At 71.3% G+C, this 17,166-nt stretch carries 18 protein-coding genes; 5 read left to right on the top strand and 13 right to left on the bottom strand.

What is annotated here, in order from left to right:
- The first annotated feature begins 79 nt into the window (after positions 1-79).
- Both KOD61_RS00560 and KOD61_RS00565 read left to right on the top strand, forming a co-directional pair.
- Complete coding sequence (locus KOD61_RS00560; protein WP_215219153.1) at positions 80-925, top strand: BPSS1780 family membrane protein; 846 nt, start codon at positions 80-82, stop codon at positions 923-925.
- 113 nt (positions 926-1,038) lie between these two features.
- A complete protein-coding gene (locus KOD61_RS00565) occupies positions 1,039-1,953 on the top strand; it encodes a hypothetical protein (protein ID WP_215219154.1) in 915 nt (304 codons plus the stop codon).
- Between the two features lie 64 nt (positions 1,954-2,017).
- Here the strand turns inward: KOD61_RS00565 and KOD61_RS00570 are convergent, their stop codons facing one another.
- From KOD61_RS00570 to KOD61_RS00590, 5 genes are all read right to left on the bottom strand, one after another.
- Positions 2,018-2,641, bottom strand: a complete 624-nt coding sequence (locus KOD61_RS00570; protein ID WP_251370606.1) for an RDD family protein — start codon at positions 2,639-2,641, stop codon at positions 2,018-2,020.
- 86 nt (positions 2,642-2,727) lie between these two features.
- A complete protein-coding gene (gene tatC, locus KOD61_RS00575) occupies positions 2,728-3,513 on the bottom strand; it encodes a twin-arginine translocase subunit TatC (protein WP_215219156.1) in 786 nt (261 codons plus the stop codon).
- The gene (gene tatB, locus KOD61_RS12945) at positions 3,510-4,073 is read right to left on the bottom strand and encodes a Sec-independent protein translocase protein TatB (RefSeq protein ID WP_251370607.1); all 564 of its coding nucleotides are present in this window, start codon (positions 4,071-4,073) and stop codon (positions 3,510-3,512) included. The genes tatC and tatB overlap by 4 nt, the downstream gene beginning before the upstream one ends.
- A gap of 18 nt (positions 4,074-4,091) precedes the next feature.
- Positions 4,092-4,346, bottom strand: coding sequence for a Sec-independent protein translocase subunit TatA (gene tatA, locus KOD61_RS00585; RefSeq protein WP_215219157.1), 255 nt, complete (start codon positions 4,344-4,346; stop codon positions 4,092-4,094).
- Positions 4,347-4,417: 71 nt separating this feature from the next.
- On the bottom strand, positions 4,418-5,296 hold the full coding sequence (locus KOD61_RS00590) for a lipid-binding SYLF domain-containing protein (RefSeq protein WP_215219158.1): 879 nt from the start codon (positions 5,294-5,296) through the stop codon (positions 4,418-4,420).
- Positions 5,297-5,461: 165 nt separating this feature from the next.
- On the opposite strand from KOD61_RS00590, the gene hemH reads away from it, so the two are divergent.
- Both hemH and KOD61_RS00600 read left to right on the top strand, forming a co-directional pair.
- Entirely contained in the window at positions 5,462-6,430 is a 969-nt protein-coding gene (gene hemH, locus KOD61_RS00595) for a ferrochelatase (protein ID WP_215219159.1), read from the top strand.
- A gap of 5 nt (positions 6,431-6,435) precedes the next feature.
- A complete protein-coding gene (locus tag KOD61_RS00600; RefSeq protein WP_251370729.1) occupies positions 6,436-7,299 on the top strand; it encodes an alpha/beta fold hydrolase in 864 nt (287 codons plus the stop codon).
- Between the two features lie 15 nt (positions 7,300-7,314).
- On the opposite strand, the gene KOD61_RS00605 is transcribed toward KOD61_RS00600, so the two are convergent.
- The 4 genes from KOD61_RS00605 to ttcA form a co-directional block, all read right to left on the bottom strand.
- Complete coding sequence (locus tag KOD61_RS00605) at positions 7,315-7,845, bottom strand: hypothetical protein (protein ID WP_215219161.1); 531 nt, start codon at positions 7,843-7,845, stop codon at positions 7,315-7,317.
- A 114-nt stretch (positions 7,846-7,959) separates the two neighbouring features.
- Complete coding sequence (locus tag KOD61_RS00610) at positions 7,960-8,772, bottom strand: M48 family metallopeptidase (protein ID WP_215219162.1); 813 nt, start codon at positions 8,770-8,772, stop codon at positions 7,960-7,962.
- A 76-nt stretch (positions 8,773-8,848) separates the two neighbouring features.
- Positions 8,849-9,751, bottom strand: a complete 903-nt coding sequence (locus tag KOD61_RS00615; protein WP_215219163.1) for a recombination-associated protein RdgC — start codon at positions 9,749-9,751, stop codon at positions 8,849-8,851.
- 86 nt (positions 9,752-9,837) lie between these two features.
- Positions 9,838-10,707 (bottom strand): tRNA 2-thiocytidine(32) synthetase TtcA, encoded by an 870-nt coding sequence (gene ttcA / locus KOD61_RS00620; protein ID WP_215219164.1) that lies wholly within the window; start codon positions 10,705-10,707, stop codon positions 9,838-9,840.
- A 158-nt stretch (positions 10,708-10,865) separates the two neighbouring features.
- Between ttcA and KOD61_RS00625 the strand changes: the two genes are divergently transcribed.
- Positions 10,866-11,075, top strand: coding sequence for a YdcH family protein (locus KOD61_RS00625; RefSeq protein WP_215219165.1), 210 nt, complete (start codon positions 10,866-10,868; stop codon positions 11,073-11,075).
- 272 nt (positions 11,076-11,347) lie between these two features.
- On the opposite strand, the gene cfa is transcribed toward KOD61_RS00625, so the two are convergent.
- The 4 genes from cfa to KOD61_RS00645 all read right to left on the bottom strand — a co-directional run bounded on the left by cfa (position 11,348) and on the right by KOD61_RS00645 (position 17,149).
- Positions 11,348-12,430 carry a cyclopropane fatty acyl phospholipid synthase gene (gene cfa, locus KOD61_RS00630; RefSeq protein ID WP_251370730.1) on the bottom strand — a complete coding sequence of 361 codons (1,083 nt, stop codon included), beginning with the start codon at positions 12,428-12,430 and terminating at the stop codon, positions 11,348-11,350.
- A 262-nt stretch (positions 12,431-12,692) separates the two neighbouring features.
- Complete coding sequence (gene plsB, locus KOD61_RS00635) at positions 12,693-15,635, bottom strand: glycerol-3-phosphate 1-O-acyltransferase PlsB (protein WP_407074549.1); 2,943 nt, start codon at positions 15,633-15,635, stop codon at positions 12,693-12,695.
- Positions 15,636-15,681: 46 nt separating this feature from the next.
- Positions 15,682-16,656 carry a hypothetical protein gene (locus tag KOD61_RS00640; RefSeq protein WP_215219167.1) on the bottom strand — a complete coding sequence of 325 codons (975 nt, stop codon included), beginning with the start codon at positions 16,654-16,656 and terminating at the stop codon, positions 15,682-15,684.
- Between the two features lie 259 nt (positions 16,657-16,915).
- Complete coding sequence (locus KOD61_RS00645) at positions 16,916-17,149, bottom strand: hypothetical protein (RefSeq protein WP_215219168.1); 234 nt, start codon at positions 17,147-17,149, stop codon at positions 16,916-16,918.
- Positions 17,150-17,166 lie beyond the last annotated feature (17 nt).

Genomic DNA, 17,166 nt, shown 5'->3' on the forward strand with positions numbered 1-17,166 from the left:
AGTGCTAACGTTCCGGATGGCTGCGCGGTCGCGCAAGCCACTGGATTCGAACGGTTCTTCCAAGTTTCGGGGATAGGCGATGGACGGGATTCGCAAGGTGCGCGCCGGTGCGGGCGCGGAGTGGTTGATGGGCGGCATCGCCCTGTTGCGCAAGGCGCCGCTGCAGCTTGGGCTGCTCGGCCTGATCTGGGGCGGGCTGTCGGCGCTCGGTTCGCTCGGCGGCCAGGTGTGGCTGAGCCTGTTGCTGGCGCTGGCCGGTCCGGTGCTGTTCGGTGGCGTCGTCTACGCCGCGCGCGAGGTCGACCAGGGCCGCCCGGCTAATCCGGCGCACCTGGTCCAGGGCATGCGCGACGGCAAGCTGCTGCGCCTGCTGGCGATGCTGCTGCCGCAGATCGCCGCGCTGGTGGTGATGGGCGTGCTGCTGGTGGCGATGATCGGCCCCGAGCAACTGCAGCACACCACCCAGGTGTTGGCGCAGCTGCAGACCAACCCGGACCCGGCCCTGGCCGAGACGCTGCCGACCGGCCGCCTGCTGCTGTGGATGCTGGCCGTGCTCGTGGTTGGCGTGATCTCCGGCTTCTTCACCTTCGTTGCGATTCCCGAGGTGATGTTCACCGACCGCGGTGCGTTCGCGGCGATGAAGCTGAGCCTGCGCACCTGCCTGCGCAATCTCGGCGCGCTGGTGGTGCTGGTGGTGCTGATGATGATCGCGGTGATCGCGCTGAGCCTGGTGCTGCAGCTGCTGGCGCTGGTGCTTGCCTTCGCGCTGGGTGCGCAGGCGGCGACGTTCGCCACCCAACTGCTGCTGATGGCGATGCTGTTGCCGGTGATGGGCGGCGCGGTCTACCTCGCCTGGCGGCAGACCGTCGGCGATGCGCCGTCGGCCGCGGTTCCGCCGGAACCGGCGCGCGGCATCGAGGCCTGACCGGCCGACAGGTTCGCCCCGGGGAAGGGGGCAACACCGTGCGCGCGTCGCACGGCTTGGATGCGCCGGCCGCTGGCCGGCGTTGGATGGATTGCCACAGATAGGGGAAGGGAATGACAACACGTGCAATGGGACCGCTGGCCGCACTCGGCTGGCTCAAGAACGCGGTCAACCTGGGCCGCAACAATCCGAAGGCGGTGTTCGGCGGCGCCGCGCTGCTGCTGGTGACGGCGGTCGTGGCGACGCTGGCCGTCGGCCTGCTCTCGGGCTTGGTTGCGGCGTTTGCCGGCAGCGGCACGGGCGCGATGTTTGCTGCCATGTTGCTGGTACTGGTGCCGCTGATGGTCGTGATCGGCATGCTTACCGTTGGCTACCTGCGACTGGTCGACGCGGTCGAGAGCGGCCGACCGGCGCGCGCGCTCGACGTGTTCGGCGGCTTTGGCGACCTGCCAACCTCGCTGCGCGTGATCGGCCTGATGATCCTGATCGCGGTGCTGCAGAACCTGCTGATCTTTGGCGTGCTGTCGGTGTTCGCCGCCGGCGTGCTGGAGTGGTACATGCAGACGATGCAGGCGTCGATGACCGGCGACGTTACCGCTGCAATGGCACAGATGCCCGCGGGCCTCGGTACGGCCTACCTCGCGATGATGGTGGTCGGGATGGTGTTCTTCGGCGTGCAGGCGGTGGCGCTCGGCCAGGTGGCGCTGCGCGGTCGCGGCCTGTTCGCCGGGCTCGGCGACGGCTTCGCCGGCGCGTTCAAGAACCTGCTGCCGCTGCTGGTGCTGACGCTGGGTTACATCGTGGGCCTGGTCCTGCTGGGCATCCTCGCGGTTCTGCTGGTGATGCTGGTGGGCGTGCTGATGAAGGCGGTCGGCGCGTGGCTGGGCTTCGTCATCGCGGTGCCGCTGTACCTGGCTTTCGTGCTCGCCCTGATCGTGGTCGGCTTCGGCGCGATGTACCACCTGTGGCGCGACGTCTGCAGTGGCCGCGAGACCCCCGCGATGCCGGCGGACGCCTTGACGGCCTGATCGTTCGCAGGTGCGTGTCCAGCGCGGGGCGGCCATGGCCGCCCCGCGTTGTTTCCGGAATCCGTCAGTAGAGCGCGGCGAGCAACCCCGCCTCCATCAAAGCGGCGGCACGCTGGACCAGCCATGCGGTCACGGCCACGCCTGCCACCACGACCAGTGTCAGCCAGGCACGCGCCCAGCCCGGCAACCGCGCCTCGGGGCCGGCGTCGTCGACCACCCGGGTCGCGCTGATGCGGTCGTGCAGGGCCAGGTGCCGCGGACCCGCCGCCGCCATCACGTGACCGAGGTTGAGCGTGGCCCACGACGCCGTGCCCGCCAGGTGGCGCCAGGCCGAGCGCGCCAATGACGGCGTCGCGCCGTCCCGGGACGTCACGCGCAGGCCGAGCAACCGCTTGCCGGGACTGCCCTGCCAGCGCGACCGCTCTCCCGCCACGTGCCACGCGGCGCCCACCAACCCGAAGGCGAACGAAGCCGGCAACAGCCACCGCCAGGTCGCGAGCTGGAGCGTCGCCGTGGCGTCGGTGATCCGCGGGTCGTGCATCAACGCAATCGCAAGTCCGTGCAACGGCGTGCCGTCGACGATCGCGCGTGCGGCCAGCTCGCCCGCCAGCCGCAGCAGGGCTTCGGTTGCTTCACAGAACGGGACGCTTGCCGGTTGCAGCCACCGCCACGCGAGCAGCATCGCCACCGGTGCGATGCACGCCGCGTCGATCGACCAAGCCGCGGCCCGGTGCCAAAAGCCGGCGGGCGCCGCCGTTGCCGCCCGGCCCATGCTCAGGACGTGGGCGCCGACCCGCGCGGGGCGAGCCAGCGCGATGCGACGATCCCCAGTTCGTACAGCAGGCACATCGGAATCGCGAGCATCAGTTGCGAGATCACGTCGGGCGGGGTGATGACCGCCGCGACGATGAAGATGCCCACCACCGCGTAGCCGCGCGACTCGCGCAACTGGGCCGGCGTCACCCAGCCCAGCAGGGTCGCGATGACGAGCGCCACCGGCAGCTCGAAACTGGCGCCGAAGGCGAGGAACAGCACCAGCACGAAGTCCAGGTAGGCGTTGATGTCGGTCATCATCGCGACGCCGTCGGGCGCGACCTTGACCAGGAACCCGAACACCGCCGGCAGCACCAGGAAGTACGCGAACGCACAGCCGGCGTAGAACAGCGCCACCGACGAGGCCAACAGCGGCATCGCCAGGCGCTTTTCGCGCTGGTACAGGCCCGGCGCCACGAAGGCCCACGCCTGGTACAGCAGCCAGGGCGTGGTCAGCATCAGCGCGGTGAAGAACGCCAGCTTGACCGGGGCGAAGAACGGGCTGGCCACTTCGACCGCGATCAGTTGGCCACCGGCCGGCAGCTTGGCCAGCAACGGCTGGGCCAGCCAGGCGTAGAGGTCGTTGCCGAATGGCAGCAGCACCAGCGTCACCAGCACCAGTCCGGCCACTGCACGCAGCAGGCGCGCACGCAGCTCAAGCAGATGGTCGAGCAGGCGGGGCCCGGCGCTGGCGTCGGACCCGTTGTCGATGTCCGGCGCCGCGTCGCGGTGGCCGTGGTCCGTCATCGCCCGTCGACCCGCACGCGCGGTGGCGCATCGGAGGCACCGTCCACGTGCTGGCCGGGCGGCGGGTCGCCGGGATGGCCGGGGTCGGTTTCGGGAGCGGGGTCGGGATCGCGGCGTTCCGGCGGCGGCGAGCCGGGTTCACGGCGTTCGGGCGCATCCGGGTCCGGGTCGCCCTGTGGCGCATCGCCCGGTTGCGGGTCGCGCCGCACCGGCTCGGACGGGCCGGGTTCGGCCGGTCCGGGCGGCGTCCGTTCGGGTGGCGTCGGTTCGGAATGCGCGGCCGCGGCATCAGGCGCGAAGCTGCGCTGCAGGGCCTGGCCACCTTGGTGAAGTTGCGCACGCGCGGCGCGCAGTTCGGCTTCGGTGGCGCGCAGACTGCGACGCAACTCCTCGTCGGCCAGCTCCGTCTCGAGTTCGGACTTCACCGAGTACCACTGGGCCTTCGCGCGCCGGACCCACAACCCGGCGAACCGCGCCGCGCGCGGCAGGCGCTCGGGCCCCAGCACGATCAGCGCCACGACCGCGACCAGGAACAGCTCGGAAAAGCCGATGTCGAACATGACGGCAGACGCGCGCCGTTACGGGCGACGGATCTGGTCGTCGTCGCGCGCGGCATCGCGGTCGCTGGTGGCTGGCTCGTCGCGGCGGCGCTGGTCGGGCACGCGCTCGTCGGACAGGCGTGCGGCCGGCTTGTCATCGTCGGCGACGCCCTGCTTGAAGCCCTTGACCGCTTCGCCCAGGTCCTTGCCGACGTTCTTCAGGCGCTTGGTGCCGAACACCAGCACCACGATCACCAGCACGACCAACCAGTGCCAGATGCTGAAACTGCCCATCGCAATGATGCTCGCCGGGAAGAGGGATGCGGAGGATACCGCAAGCCCCGTGACCGCCGTGCCCGCGGGCCTTACGGCACGGGCGGCAGCGGCTCGGTGCGGACCGGATCGTAGGGGCTGTCGACCGGCTCGAACGGCTGCGGCTGCGGCTGCGTGGTCGGCGCCGGCGCCGGCTGGGCGGGGTAGGGATGGGCGGACGGATAGGCCTGCGACGGCGCGGTGGTCGCGGCCGGGGCGGGCGCGGGCAGCGTCCCGCGCGCGGCGCGGGCGGCCGCGGTCGCTTCCTCCAGCTGGTCGCGGAAGGTGACCACCGGGTCGGACGGCCGCTGCGGCGCACGGTCCTCGAAGATCATCCGCGGGGTGGTGCCCGCACCGTAGGCCGCCTGGTTGGCGTCGTCGTCGATGCTCAGCACCGCGCCGTCGAGGGCGACGCCGGCGAACAGCCCGCGCGCACGCGACCACGACCAGATCTCGGCCTTCAGGCGGCCATCGGTGGCCAGCCCCGTGGTCCGGCCGACCGGACCGGCGGCGATGCTGGCATCGGCGCCGAGGGTGATCTTGCCGTTGACGATCGACTCCAGCCCGCGCTGGCTGGTGAACACCAGCACCACGTCCGACGACTGCACGCCGGCCTGGAAGCCGATGCTGCCGCCGGTGAGCTTGACGAAGGCCGGGTTGGACCAGGTGCCGTCGGGGTTCTTGACCGAGACCAGGCCATGGCCGCGACGGCCGCCGATCACCAGCCCGATCTTCAGCGTGTCGGGCACGACCACGATCGCCCGGGCCTCGTCGAACAGCACGTCGGGAATGCCCGATTCGGGGATCGCCTGGATCTCCTCGAGCACGCGCACGGCGTTGCGGGCGCGCTCGTCCTCGGTGACGCCGGCGGTGGCTGGCAGCGCCAGTCCGATGGCAAGCAGGAAGACGGCGAGGCGCGGCAGGATCGACATGGAAGCACTCCGTGGCGGAACAGGACCCGAGCGGGGTAGGCAGTGGTGCGTGGCGGCGGTTCGGACCGCGGGCCGCACGCGAAGTTCAGGCTAGTGACGCGGCGATGAATCGCGCGGGAACCATCGCCGCGTGTTGCCCGGCGCGGGCGCTGTCATCCTATGCCGATGACCCAGGCCCGCCAATCCGCCGCCACCGCCGTCGTGGTCGTCAACCTCGGCACCCCCGAGGCACCGACCGCCCCCGCAGTGCGCCGCTACCTCGCCGAGTTCCTGTCCGACCGCCGCGTGGTCTCGCTGCCGCCGTTGCTGTGGCAACCGTTGCTGCGCGGCGTGATCCTGCCACTGCGTGCACCCAAGGTCGCGCCCAAGTACGCCAGCGTCTGGCTCGACGGGGGGTCGCCGCTGGCGGTGTACACCAGGCAGCTCGCGGCGGCGATGCAACAGGAGTTGCCGGACCTGCAGGTGCTGGACGCGATGCGCTACGGCGAACCCTCGCTTGCGCGGCTGCTGCAGCGCCTGCGGGACGAGGGCCTGCAACGCGTACTCGTGCTGCCGCTGTACCCGCAGTACTCGACAACCACCACGGCCTCGGTAGGCGACGTGGTCGCCCGCGCGGACGGGTTGGCCCTGCGGATGGTTGACGAGTACCACCTCGACGACGGCTGGGTCGCCGCGGTCGCGCAGTCGGTGCGCGACCACCGTGCGGCCAACGGCGCCGGCGAACACCTGCTGTTCTCGTTCCACGGACTGCCGCAGCGCGTGGCCGACGCCGGCGACCCCTATCCGCGGCAGTGCGAGGCGAGTGCCCGCGCGATCGCCGCGGCACTGGGCCTGCCCGATGATGCGTGGACGCTGGCGTACCAGTCGCGCTTCGGTCGCGAACGCTGGCTGGAGCCGGCCACCGACACGACCCTCGAAGCGCTGGCGGCACGCGGGATCCGAACCGTTGACGTGATCGCGCCGGGCTTTGCCGCGGACTGCCTGGAAACGCTCGAGGAAGTCTCGATCATGCTGGCGGAGCAGTTCGCCGAGCGCGGCGGGACGCTGCGCTACATCCCCTGCCTCAACGACAGCCCGGCACACGCCCGCGCGCTGGCCGCCGTCGCACGCCGCGCGCTGGATCAATGGGCGTGAGCGCGCTGCGCGAGTTCGTCGTCGACACCGACTTCGGACGCCTCGCCGGCCTGCGCGGTGGGCCGGCGGGCGCGCCGCGGGTGCTCGCGCTGCACGGCTGGCTCGACAACGCGGCCAGCTTCGTGCCGCTGCAGCCGCACCTGCCGGGAATCGAGCTGGTCGCCCCCGACCTGCCCGGCCATGGCGCCAGCGCGCACCTGCCGGCCGCGGCCGAGTACACCGTGGTCAACGCCGCGCGCGCGATGTTCGCCGTGGCCGACGCGCTCGGGTGGGACCGCTTCGCCCTGCTCGGGCATTCGCTCGGTGCGGCGGTCGCGAGCGTGATGGCCGCCGCCGCGCCGGAACGGATCGAACGGCTGGTCGCGATCGAGGCACTCGGCGCGCTGGCCGAGGACATCGACCGCAGCGCCCTGCGGCTGCACCGCGCCTTCAGCGAGCCGCGCGCGACGCGCCGGTCGTTGCGGGTGTTTCCCGACATCGCCACCGCGGTGGAGACACGCGTGGCCAGTGGCGGGATCGAGGTGGCGGCCGCGCGCCTGCTGGTGGAGCGCGGCGTCGCCCCGGCGCGCTTCGACGAGTCCCAGGGTGGCTACACCTGGCGCAGCGACCCGCGCCTGACCCGGCCGACCGCGATCCGCATGAGCGAGGACCAGGTCCGCGACCTGCTCACCGCGATCGAGTGCCCGACCCGCGTGGTCTATGCCAACCCGGCCCAGCCGTATTTCCCCGAAGCACTGCGGCGCGCGCGCTTTGCCTGCCTGCGCCACGGCGAGCTGGTCGTGCTTGACGGCGGACACCACCTGCACATGGAACAGCCCGAAGCGGTCGCCGCGGCGATCGGCGGGCACTTCGCCGGGCCGCGGCATTGAGCATGCGCGGTACCGCTAGGGAGCTTCGCGCAGCTGCACGCTGATCATCGAAGCGTCGCCCTCCCGCCCGAACGACAGCGCCGCGTGGCGTTCGTCCTTTTCCCAGGCCAGCATCGCGCCGTTTTCGTGCTCCATCGCCATGACCTGCTTCCAGCCCTGCGCGGCCATCCGCTCACCGGCATCTCGGCGGAGCGCGTCGACCGGGGTGTCGCTGCTCATGCCGATCATCCACATGCCGTCTGCGTCGACCACGCTGCGCACCCGGTAGTCCGCGGGGCGCCATACGTCGTCGGGGAAGCCGGCCGGCAGGTCGAGGTCGTCGCCGTGGCTGACGGTCGCCGTGCTGCCGTCCTCGCCGGTGAAGGTCATCCGGTCGCCGTCGCGCTCGACCTCCATCTTGCCGTCGCTGGCGGCGCGGACCGCGGCTTCGGTGGCGGCGTCTTCCATCGACTTGCCGCAACCGGCCAGCGTCGCCAGCACGGTGGCGGCCAGCGCAACGGCGATCAGCGGACGCAGGACAGGGATGGGGTTGGCAGTGGTGGACATCGCGGGCCTGGAGGTGTCGCCGGCACGGACCGGCATTGCAGCCAACGCGAACGCGCGGCCGCCGGGGACACCTGTAGCCCAGGACGCGGGTCAGGAGATGTGTCTGCGCATGCGTCAGGACGCGGGTGACGATGCCAGCAGCGCGCGCAGGCCGGCTTTCAGCCGGGTGCCTTCCGCCCGGAAGTACGTGCGCTCGTCGCGCCAGGCCGGGAAACGCGCCTCGACCGCGGCCCAGAACGCCGGCGAGTGGTCGTGGTGCAGCAGGTGGCACAGCTCGTGGACCAGCACGTACTCGAATGCCGACGGGCGTGCGAGCACCAGCGCCAGGTCCAGCGCGACCGTTCCGTCGGGCGCGAGCGACCCCCATTGCGAACGCATCGGCTTGAACCGGAACCGGCGTGGCGCGCGTGGCCGGCCGTCGACCTGCAGCCGGTCGAGGTAGCGCGGCAGCCAGTGGCCGACGTCGGCGCGTGCCTGCGCCTCGTAGAAGTCATGGAGCGCGCGGGCCAGTGCCGGTGCGCCGGCCCGCGCGGAGACGGTGAACCGCCAGCCCGCGCCATCGCCTGCAGGTTGCACGCCGGTGTAGCGCCCGGCCACCCATGTCAGCGGCTGGTCCTGGCCACGCAACGGCAGCGCGGACGTTTCGAACGGCTGCAGCCGCGGCAGGTCGACCGGCACGTGGCGGTCGAGCTGGGAAGCGAGCCAGTCGCGGTGCGCGATCGCGAAGCGCTCGGCGGTCGCCGCGCTGGCCCGAACGGGCAGGGTCAGCCGCGCGCCCCGGTCGTCGACCGTCAGCTTGATCCGCCGCGCGCGTGGGTCGCGCACGCGCTCAACCTCGATCGTCCGGCCGTCGTCCAGCGCCAGCGTGAACGCGTCGCGCTCGATCGTGCGCGGCTTGGCGGCCAGCAGGCGGAACGGGTTGGGCATGGGGGGATGGTGGACGAACCGCTGGGTCCTGTCCCGCAGGATCGGCACGCCGACCCGCGGACGGATGCCGGCCGGGCTAGTCCGCCTTGCTCAGCTTCATCGCCGATTCCAGCACGGCGAACAGCCGCTTGACCTCGGCGCTCATCAGCGCGAAACGCGCATCCAGCTCGGCGCGCGCGTCATCGGCGTTGTTGTTGTCGAGCTCGTCGACCGCGCCGTCGAGCAGCTTGAACTTGCGCACCACCAGGTCGTCGCCGAGCACGAACGAGACATGGTCGTCCAGGCTCAGCGCCAGCCGGGTGACCTGCTTGCCGGTTTCCAGGTGGCGGGCGATCTCGTCGCTGTGCAGGTCCATGCGCTGCACCTTGACCACCGCGCCCTGGTCGACCGGGTCGCGCAGCTCGCATTCGTCGCCGATCGACAGCCCGTCGGGCAGCGGCTCGCCGGCGACCCAGCCGGTCAGGATCGAGCGCGGCGCGATCTCGGCGTTGAGTGGCAGCGCCGGGAAGCTGCCGAGCGCGCGCCGCACCTCGCTGCAAACGTTCTCGGCCGACTTGCGGCTGGAACTATCGATCGCGATGACGCCGTGGCCGGTGTCGAGCAGGGCATCGGTGCGGCTGGGCTTGATGAACGCGCGCGGCATCAGGTCGGTGATCAACTCGTCCTTGAGCCGCTTGCGGGTGCGTCCGCCCGGGCGGCGGCCTTCCTTCTGCTCGATCTCGTCGAGCTTGCGGGCAAGCATTTCGTTGACCACCGCGCCCGGCAGCAGCCGGTCCTCGCCGCCGATGGTGATCCAGATGGCATCGCCCTGGCGCCCGGCCAGGACCTCCGCGTCACGCCCGTACGGCGACACGAAGCCGCGGCTGGACAGCTCAAGCGGACCGACCGGCTTGAGCTGGCACTGGTCCAGGCCGGCGTCGAGATCGTCGAGCTTGGTGGTGGAGGGAAAGCGGAAGAAGGTCAGGTTGCGGAAGAACATGCGGAATCCAGTTGGAGGTGCGTCCGGAGGCGCGCCGCACGCGCCGCGCCACGGGGTGGGCGCGGAGGCGGGGCGGGCGGCAGGGGTCAGTCGGCGGTGGCGGGACGGGGTGCCAGGCCGAGGAAATCGAACAGCTTCGGGTCGCTGAGCTGGGACGGCCGGATGTCGCCCAGCGCGCGGGCGATGGTTTCGACCCGCCCCGGGGTCTCGCGCTCCCAGTCGGCCATCATCCGCTGCACCTGCTTGCGCTGCAGGTTCTCCTGCGAACCGCACAGGTTGCACGGGATGATCGGGAAATCCTTCAGCCGCGCGTAGCGGCCGATGTCGGCTTCGGCGACGTACGCGAGCGGCCGGATCACTACATGCCGGCCGTCGTCGCTGAGCAGCTTTGGCGGCATGCCCGAGACCTTGGCATGGAAGAACAGGTTGAGGAAGAAGGTCGCCACCAGGTCATCGCGGTGGTGGCCCAGGGCGATTTTCGTGAACCCGTGCTCGGCGGCGAAGGTGTACAGCGCGCCACGCCGCAGCCGCGAGCACAGCGAGCACATCGTCTTGCCCTCGGGGACGACGCGGGTGACCACCGAGTAGGTGTCCTGCTCGAGGATCCGGTAGTCGACCCCGATCGATTCGAGGTAGCCCGGCAGCACGTGCGCGGGGAATTCGGGCTGCTTCTGGTCGAGGTTGACCGCGGTGATCGAGAACGACACCGGCGCCTTCTTCTGCAGCTGCAGCAGCACGTCCAGCATCGTGTAGCTGTCCTTGCCGCCGGACAGGCAGACCATCACCCGGTCGCCGTCCTCGATCATTCCGAAGTCGGCGATCGCCTGGCCGACCTGGTGCCGCAGGCGCTTGCCCAGGCGCTCCAGCTCGCCCGCGCGCGGGAGCGGCTCGGCCAGCGGCAGGGTGTCGGCGGCGCCGGTGGGCGCCGGGTCAAGCAGGGGCAAGGGGGTGTTCATCAGGTGGACGATTCTACCGGGCGTCCGTCGCACGGACCGGGCCGACAGTCGCGGCGGCAGTGGGGCAATCCAGCGGGTTCCGGCGCGTACGGTCCTACGACTGCCTGGCCGCGGGTCGCCACCGCGCACGGGAGCGGCGGCGCGCTAAGCTGGCCGCCATGACCGAAAGCGATGATCCCGCCGAGATTGCCCGACGCCTGGCCGCGCTGCGGCTGGAGCACCGCGACCTCGACGTCGCGATCAGCGGCCTGTCGACCCTCGCCGGCCACGACGACCTCGCCCTCAAGCGCCTGAAGCGCCGCAAGCTGCAACTCAAGGACGCGATCGCCCGGCTGGAAAGCGCGCTGATCCCCGACGAGCCGGCATAAGCCCGCAGTTCCCGGAAGCCACCGTAGGAGCGACGTAAGTCGCGAGCGTGGATGCCCTCGTAGGAGCGACGTAAGTCGCGACCCGCCGAACCCGGCCGAAGCGTCGTTGGCGGGCAGCGGGCCAGCTCCACGGAGCGGCTTCCTCCGCCAATGCGGTAGCCGGTTTTCAACACCTTCCCGACCGATGTACAGGTCGCGACTTACGTCGCTCCTACGGGCGGAGGCGGCGCGGGCGGTCGCGCAAGGGCGGCGGTACGGGTAGGACGGTGGCGCTATTGCGGCCGGCGGTAGCCGCCGCGCACGCCGTCCTTCGACAACACCCATTGCCACAGCTGCAGTTCGCGCGCGCGGAAGGCGCCGGCGCACGACAGCAGGTAGTAGCGCCACTTGCGCCGGAACGTCTCGCCCAGCCGCTCGGCGAAGCGCGGCCAGGCCGCCTCGAAGTTGTCGTGCCAGGCCATCAGCGTGCGGTCGTAGTCGGCGCCGAAGTTGTGCAGGTCCTCGCAGACGAACACGCCATCGATCGCGTCGCCGATCTGGCCGATCGAGGGTGTCTCGCCATTGGGGAAGATGTGCTTGTCGATCCAGCGGTCGGGCACCGCGTCGCGCCGGTTCTTGCCGATCGTGTGCAGCAGGAAGAGCCCGTCGTCGGCCAGGCAGCGCGCGGCGACCTCCATGTACTGGCGGTGGTTCTTGCGCCCGACGTGTTCGAACATGCCGACGCTGACGATCGCGTCGAAGCGGTCATCCAGCTCGCGGTAGTCCTGCAGCCGGAACGTCAGCGGCAGCCCGGCGTAACGCTCGCGTGCCCACTCCGCCTGCTCCCTGGAAACCGTCACGCCGACGCCTTCGACGCCGTGGTGGCGCGCCGCGTAGCCCATGAAGCTGCCCCACCCACAGCCGATGTCGAGCAACCGCATCCCCGATTGCAGCCGCAGCTTTCGGCAGATCAGTTCGAGCTTGGCCTCCTGCGCCGCCGCCAGCGTGTCGACATCGCGCCAGTAGCCGCAGGAGTAGGCCATCAACGGGTCGAGCATGGCCTCGTAGAAGTCGTTGCCGAGGTCGTAGTGGGCGCGGCCGACCTGCCAGGCGCGGGTGCGGTTCTGCCGGTTGAACAGGCGGACCTGCAGGGCATGCCACGCCAGCCGCGCCGGCTGCACCTCGCGGTCGATGTGGGCGCGCAGCAGGTGGTCGAAGAACGCGTCGAGCCGCTCACAGTCCCAGGCGCCGGCCATGTACGCCTCGCCGAGCCCGAGGTTGCCTTCCGCCAGCGCACGCTCGAGCGCGCCGGGGTCGTGCAACCGCATGTCCCACGGGCGGCCGCCGTCGATGCGGATGTCGGCCCGGCCGAGCATGCCGGCAACCAGCTGCTGCGGGGCACTGTCGAGACGTGCGATGGCATCGGGGGCCGTCGCTTCGGTCGGGCCGGGCGTGTCCGTGGCCTCGTCGGAGACGGCGATGTCGGGCGGCGGCACCATGCGCGATTCCTCGTGCTGGGTCGCGGCACACGCCCGCGGAAACCCGCGGCAGGGCGATGGCGGCCGGCCCGCGACGACTCCGGTCGCGCCGGGGCCATCGTAACGCCGCCGCTGGAGCGCTGCAGCCGCTCCCGCGCCGTCAGTCGGCCGGCATCGCCTCGCTGTCGGGCCGCGCCGCCTCCGGACTGACCTTCTCGATGCTGTGGCGCAGTTCGCGGCCGAGGATGAATTTGGCGTCGCGCGCCCAAGCCTCCAGCCGCTGGTCGAATGCCAGCTTGCCGTTCTCGTCGACCCAGACCAGCTTGAGCTGGCGCAGCTTCTGGATGAAGCCGCGGAACAGGGTCTTGTCGAAGAACTCCGGCGCGGCCGGCGCGTACAGCAGGCTCAGGCGCTGCGCGGCGAGCTGGCACAGGCTCTCGAGCTCGCCGGCCGACAGCGTGCCCGCGCCGTTCTTGGCCAGCACCGAAATCGCGATGTAGTAGCGCTCGAACGCCTGTTGCAGCGAGTGGCCGATCGCGCGCAGGCGGAACACCTCGTCGCTCTGCCCGGTGTTGCGCGCGAGGATGCCGCCGTCCTCGTCGTTGACCCGCTCCAGCAGGCCCTCGCGGACGAACACGTCGATCGTGCCGGTGAGCCGGCCGACGAACTCGTCGTCGCTCCACGGCAGGAACAGCTCGGACTGCAGGAACGGGTACACGCTGCGCCCCAGCCGGAGCACGCTGTCCTGCGCCATCCGCCGGTTGTTCTGGAAGCAGCAGGCCACCCAGGCCGCCGCCGTGAACAGGTGCAGCACGTTGTTGCGGAAGTAGCTCAGCAGCACCGCCTTGTCGCCGCCGACGTGCAGCACGTCGCCGAGCGGGTGGACGGTGCGCGTCAGCACGTTGATCTCCTCGCCGTGGGCGACGATCTCGGCCGGCGCGTGCGGGGTGACGGTGACCCGGTCCGAGTAAGGCAGCTCGGCCAGCAGGGTCTTGGACAGCGCGATCTGCGCGAGCAGGTCGGACTCGCCCATCGCGTGCTTGGGGGTGGACAGCAGCGCCAGCGCCAGCAGGTTGATCGGATTCACGTCGGCGGCGCGGTTGACGTTGACCTGGATCCGGTCGGCCAGCGCATCGACCGTGTTGGACAGCCAGATCGGCTTGTCGTCGTCCGACACCGCGCTGCCGTCCCACCCGGTCGCATGCTCGGCCAGCACCTCGCCCAGCCGGATCGGCTCGCCGAAGTTGACCACCACCTGGCCGTAGTTGCTGCGCAGCACCTTGGGGATGCCGGTGAGCAGCTGCCAGATCGACTCCTTTTCCTTCGGCTTGCCGGTGAGCTCGTCGAGGTAGCTGTTGCCCTCCATCAGCTTCTCGTAGCCGATGTAGATGGGCTGGAACAGCACCGGCCGGGTCGGCTGGCGCAGGTAGGCGCGCACGGTCATCGCCAGGGTGCCGCCCTTGGGCGGCAGCAGCCGGCCGGTGCGCGAGCGTCCGCCCTCGATGAAGTACTCGATCGAGTAGCCACCCGCGACCAGCTGCGCCATGTACTCGCGGAACACCGCCGAATACAGCGCGTTGCCGCGGAAGCTGCGGCGGGCGAAGAACGCGCCGCCCTTGCGCAGCACGGTGCCGATGACCGGCAGGTTGAGGTTGATGCCGGCGAAGATGTGCGGCGGCACGATGCCCTTGGTGTAGAGCAGGTAGCTCAGCAGCAGGTAGTCCATGTGGCTGCGGTGGCACGGCACGTAGACCACCTCGTGGCCCGGCGCGGCCTGCTTGAGCTTGTCCAGGTGATGGACGAGCACGCCGCGGTAGATCCGGTTCCAGACGAAGGTCAGCAGGAAGCTGGCCGACCGCACGACCGGGTGCGAGTAGTCGGCGGCGATCTCGTAGGCGTAGCCGTGGGCCTTCTTCCAGGCCTCGGCCGGGCTGGAGTTGTCGCGCCGGGCCTGGTCGGCGATCGCATCCTTGACCGGCGGGGCGGTCAGCACGCGGTCGACCAGCAGCCGCCGGGTCGACAGGTCGGGGCCGATCACCGCAGCACGGATCAGCCGGAAATGGGTGCGCAGCACGCGCGAGAGTTTGCGGACGGTGCGCTCGGGCGGCAGGTCCTCGGCGATGATCGAGCGCAGGCTGACCGGCGGGGCGAAGCGCACGGTGGTGTCGCGGCCGTTGAGGGCGATCGCCAGCAGCCGGCGGAAACGCCCGACCAGCGCCCAGTTCTCCGAGAACAGCACGCTGAACCAGCCGCTCTGCTTGTCCGGCGCGCGGCCGACGAAGATCGACACGGGGACCAGCTGGACGTCCAGCGCCGGGTCCTCGCGGTGCGCTTCCAGCAACCGGGCGAGCGAGCCGGAGTGGGTCTTGGCCGACGGCGGCGCGCTGCCCAGCGACTGCTGCAGTGGCGCCAGCGCACTGACGTTGCGGCGCGACAGCGCCACGTAGGCCCGCTTGCGTCCGATCGGGTCACCCGGCAGCGGCTGCAGCGGCGAGGGCAGGCCGGTCTCGCGGCAGGCCCGGTCGAGGATCAGCGCGTTGGACAGGCCGTAGTCCTCCAGCACGTAACAGACCGGCCGGCCCTCGAGCTCCGGGGCGTGGTTGACCGGGTCGGCAGGCTCGAGCGTCAGCGACACCCACGGCTCCATCACCCGGCCCAGCAGGCGCGACCACCATGGGCGGCGCTGGGCATCGGACGAACGGCGCACGAGGGGCGTGCGTGGTTCGGCCACCGGCGGCGGCATCGGCAGCTCGTCCTGGGTAGCAGGCGGCGCGGTGCGGCCAGGCGTGCCACCGAGCGTGGAGCCGGGCTCGAACTGGCCGGCGCCGGCGCCGGCGCCGGCGCGCGGCTCGGCGGTCGACGGGTGGTCGGCGGCCTCGGCCAGCGGTTCCGCGTCGTGCCAGGCCAGCGGCTCGGGCGCGATCACCGCGGCGGCGACGCGTTCGTCCGGCGTGGCCAGCGGCTCGCCCGCTGGCGGGACCGGCAGCGCGGCGTCGGCCGCGGCATCGGCCACCGCTTCGGTGTCGGCGGCCGGGCGCCGGGCGTCGCCGTCCGGGTCGGCGCCGGGGAACGGCAATGGGGTCTGTTTCGGCATCGGCGACATTATGCCGGTTAAGCCGTGCGCGCCATGGCGGGACCGCGGCCCCGCCTCAGCGCACGGTCAGAGCCGGCTCCGGCGTTTCGTTGGACCTTTCCGGCGCCGGGGACGTTCCGGGAGCGGCGCCGGCCGGCGGCACCGCGGGGACGCCAGCGGCCTCCACCTCGGCGTGCCGCAGCAGGTCGGTCAGGTACCAGCGGCCGTCGTGGCGCTCGAGCTCGACCTCCGCCGCCACCGGTTGGCCCGCGAGGGTGTAGTTGACGGCCACCCGGGCTCGCTCGCCGGTCTGCTCCAGCAGGGTCACCTGGCTACCCGCCAGCGCCTGGTCGAGGTCGAGCCCGTAGGACACGAGGACCTGCTTGAACCGCTGGAAGAACGGCCCGATGCGCCGCAGGCTGCGCTCCATGCCGGCCTTGTGGAAGGCCTCCACGCCACCGGCGAGGCCGGTCAGGCGTGCGGCGGTGGTCAGCTGCGGCACCGCGGCCCTCGCCAGTGCCGGGTCGCCCAGCGGAGCCTGGCTGGCCCACTGGCCGAGCGCGGCGATCATCTGCAGGTAGTGTCCGCGTTCGGCATCGCTGTAGTCCCCTGCTTCGCGGACGTACTGGCCGGCGAACAGCCCGAGGGTGGCGGCGGCGGTGCGCAGTTCGCGGTCGGCGCCGGCGAACTGTCGCTGGTAGGCAGCCAGCAGGGTCTTCTCCGAATCGGGCGCGGCCAGCACGGTCACGAACGCCGGCAGCCGGTCGTCGAGCGGTAGTTCGGTCAGCGGCCAGATCGTGCGGCCGGCGGTCCAGCTTGCCGCCATGCGGGCGTGCAGGGGTGGTGGCAGCGCGTGGGCGGCGTAGGCCACCAGGTCGTTGCCGCGCAGGTCGTCGGCCAACTGCCGCACCGCGTCCACCGGTCCGGTCGCGACCGGCGCGGGCGCCGTGGCGTCGCGTTCGCAGCCACCGACCGCCACCACCAGCGCGATCAGGCCGGCCAGTGCGACCACCGGCAGCAGCGCGACGATCACTCGTCGAATCAATGACATGGGCGCGGTTCCCCCCGGACGCAGGCCGGCATCTTGGCCGGGGCGGGGCGGACGTACAAGCCAAGCCGGTCGCGGAACGGCATCGCGCAGGCAAGAAAAAAGGAGGCCGGAGCCTCCCTTGAAGATCCCGGCGGGCCGGGAACAAGCAGTTGGACATGGCGCCGGCCGGAGCCGGACGCAGCGCAGGGTAAACCCGCCCACAACTTTAAGCAATGCGTGCGATGTGTGACGCAAGTCTTTGATTTACGGTATCGAGCTGCTACACGCGGTCGTCGAGCCCCACCACGCCCGCCTGCTTGGCGCAGCGCGCGCAGCAATAGAAGGTGCCGTCGTGCTCGGAGCCGTGGCCGATGATCCGGCACTGGCAGTGGGCGCAGGTCGGCGCGAGTGCATGGATGGCGCATTCGAACGAGTCGAACGTGCCGCTGCCGTTGTGGGCCTGCACGGTAAAGGCCTTGTCGTAGTCGTTGCCGCAGACGTCGCAGGTGGCCATGGGGAGCTCCTTGTTCG

The sequence above is a fragment of the Lysobacter luteus genome (genome assembly GCF_907164845.1).
GTDB lineage: Bacteria > Pseudomonadota > Gammaproteobacteria > Xanthomonadales > Xanthomonadaceae > Novilysobacter > Novilysobacter luteus.

What these genes read in the sequence shown, in the direction of transcription:
- KOD61_RS00605 (WP_215219161.1), bottom strand. Translation starts at nt 7,845, where the DNA reads ATGTCCACCACTGCCAACCCCATCCCTGTCCTGCGTCCGCTGATCGCC.
- KOD61_RS00590 (WP_215219158.1), bottom strand. Translation starts at nt 5,296, where the DNA reads ATGTCGATCCTGCCGCGCCTCGCCGTCTTCCTGCTTGCCATCGGACTG.
- hemH (WP_215219159.1), top strand. Translation starts at nt 5,462, where the DNA reads ATGACCCAGGCCCGCCAATCCGCCGCCACCGCCGTCGTGGTCGTCAAC.
- KOD61_RS00645 (WP_215219168.1), bottom strand. Translation starts at nt 17,149, where the DNA reads ATGGCCACCTGCGACGTCTGCGGCAACGACTACGACAAGGCCTTTACC.
- KOD61_RS00615 (WP_215219163.1), bottom strand. Translation starts at nt 9,751, where the DNA reads ATGTTCTTCCGCAACCTGACCTTCTTCCGCTTTCCCTCCACCACCAAG.
- tatA (WP_215219157.1), bottom strand. Translation starts at nt 4,346, where the DNA reads ATGGGCAGTTTCAGCATCTGGCACTGGTTGGTCGTGCTGGTGATCGTG.
- KOD61_RS00565 (WP_215219154.1), top strand. Translation starts at nt 1,039, where the DNA reads ATGACAACACGTGCAATGGGACCGCTGGCCGCACTCGGCTGGCTCAAG.
- cfa (WP_251370730.1), bottom strand. Translation starts at nt 12,430, where the DNA reads ATGCTCGGCCGGGCCGACATCCGCATCGACGGCGGCCGCCCGTGGGAC.
- tatC (WP_215219156.1), bottom strand. Translation starts at nt 3,513, where the DNA reads ATGACGGACCACGGCCACCGCGACGCGGCGCCGGACATCGACAACGGG.
- ttcA (WP_215219164.1), bottom strand. Translation starts at nt 10,707, where the DNA reads ATGAACACCCCCTTGCCCCTGCTTGACCCGGCGCCCACCGGCGCCGCC.
- KOD61_RS00625 (WP_215219165.1), top strand. Translation starts at nt 10,866, where the DNA reads ATGACCGAAAGCGATGATCCCGCCGAGATTGCCCGACGCCTGGCCGCG.
- KOD61_RS00610 (WP_215219162.1), bottom strand. Translation starts at nt 8,772, where the DNA reads ATGCCCAACCCGTTCCGCCTGCTGGCCGCCAAGCCGCGCACGATCGAG.
- tatB (WP_251370607.1), bottom strand. Translation starts at nt 4,073, where the DNA reads ATGTTCGACATCGGCTTTTCCGAGCTGTTCCTGGTCGCGGTCGTGGCG.
- KOD61_RS00560 (WP_215219153.1), top strand. Translation starts at nt 80, where the DNA reads ATGGACGGGATTCGCAAGGTGCGCGCCGGTGCGGGCGCGGAGTGGTTG.
- KOD61_RS00640 (WP_215219167.1), bottom strand. Translation starts at nt 16,656, where the DNA reads ATGTCATTGATTCGACGAGTGATCGTCGCGCTGCTGCCGGTGGTCGCA.
- plsB (WP_407074549.1), bottom strand. Translation starts at nt 15,635, where the DNA reads ATGTCGCCGATGCCGAAACAGACCCCATTGCCGTTCCCCGGCGCCGAC.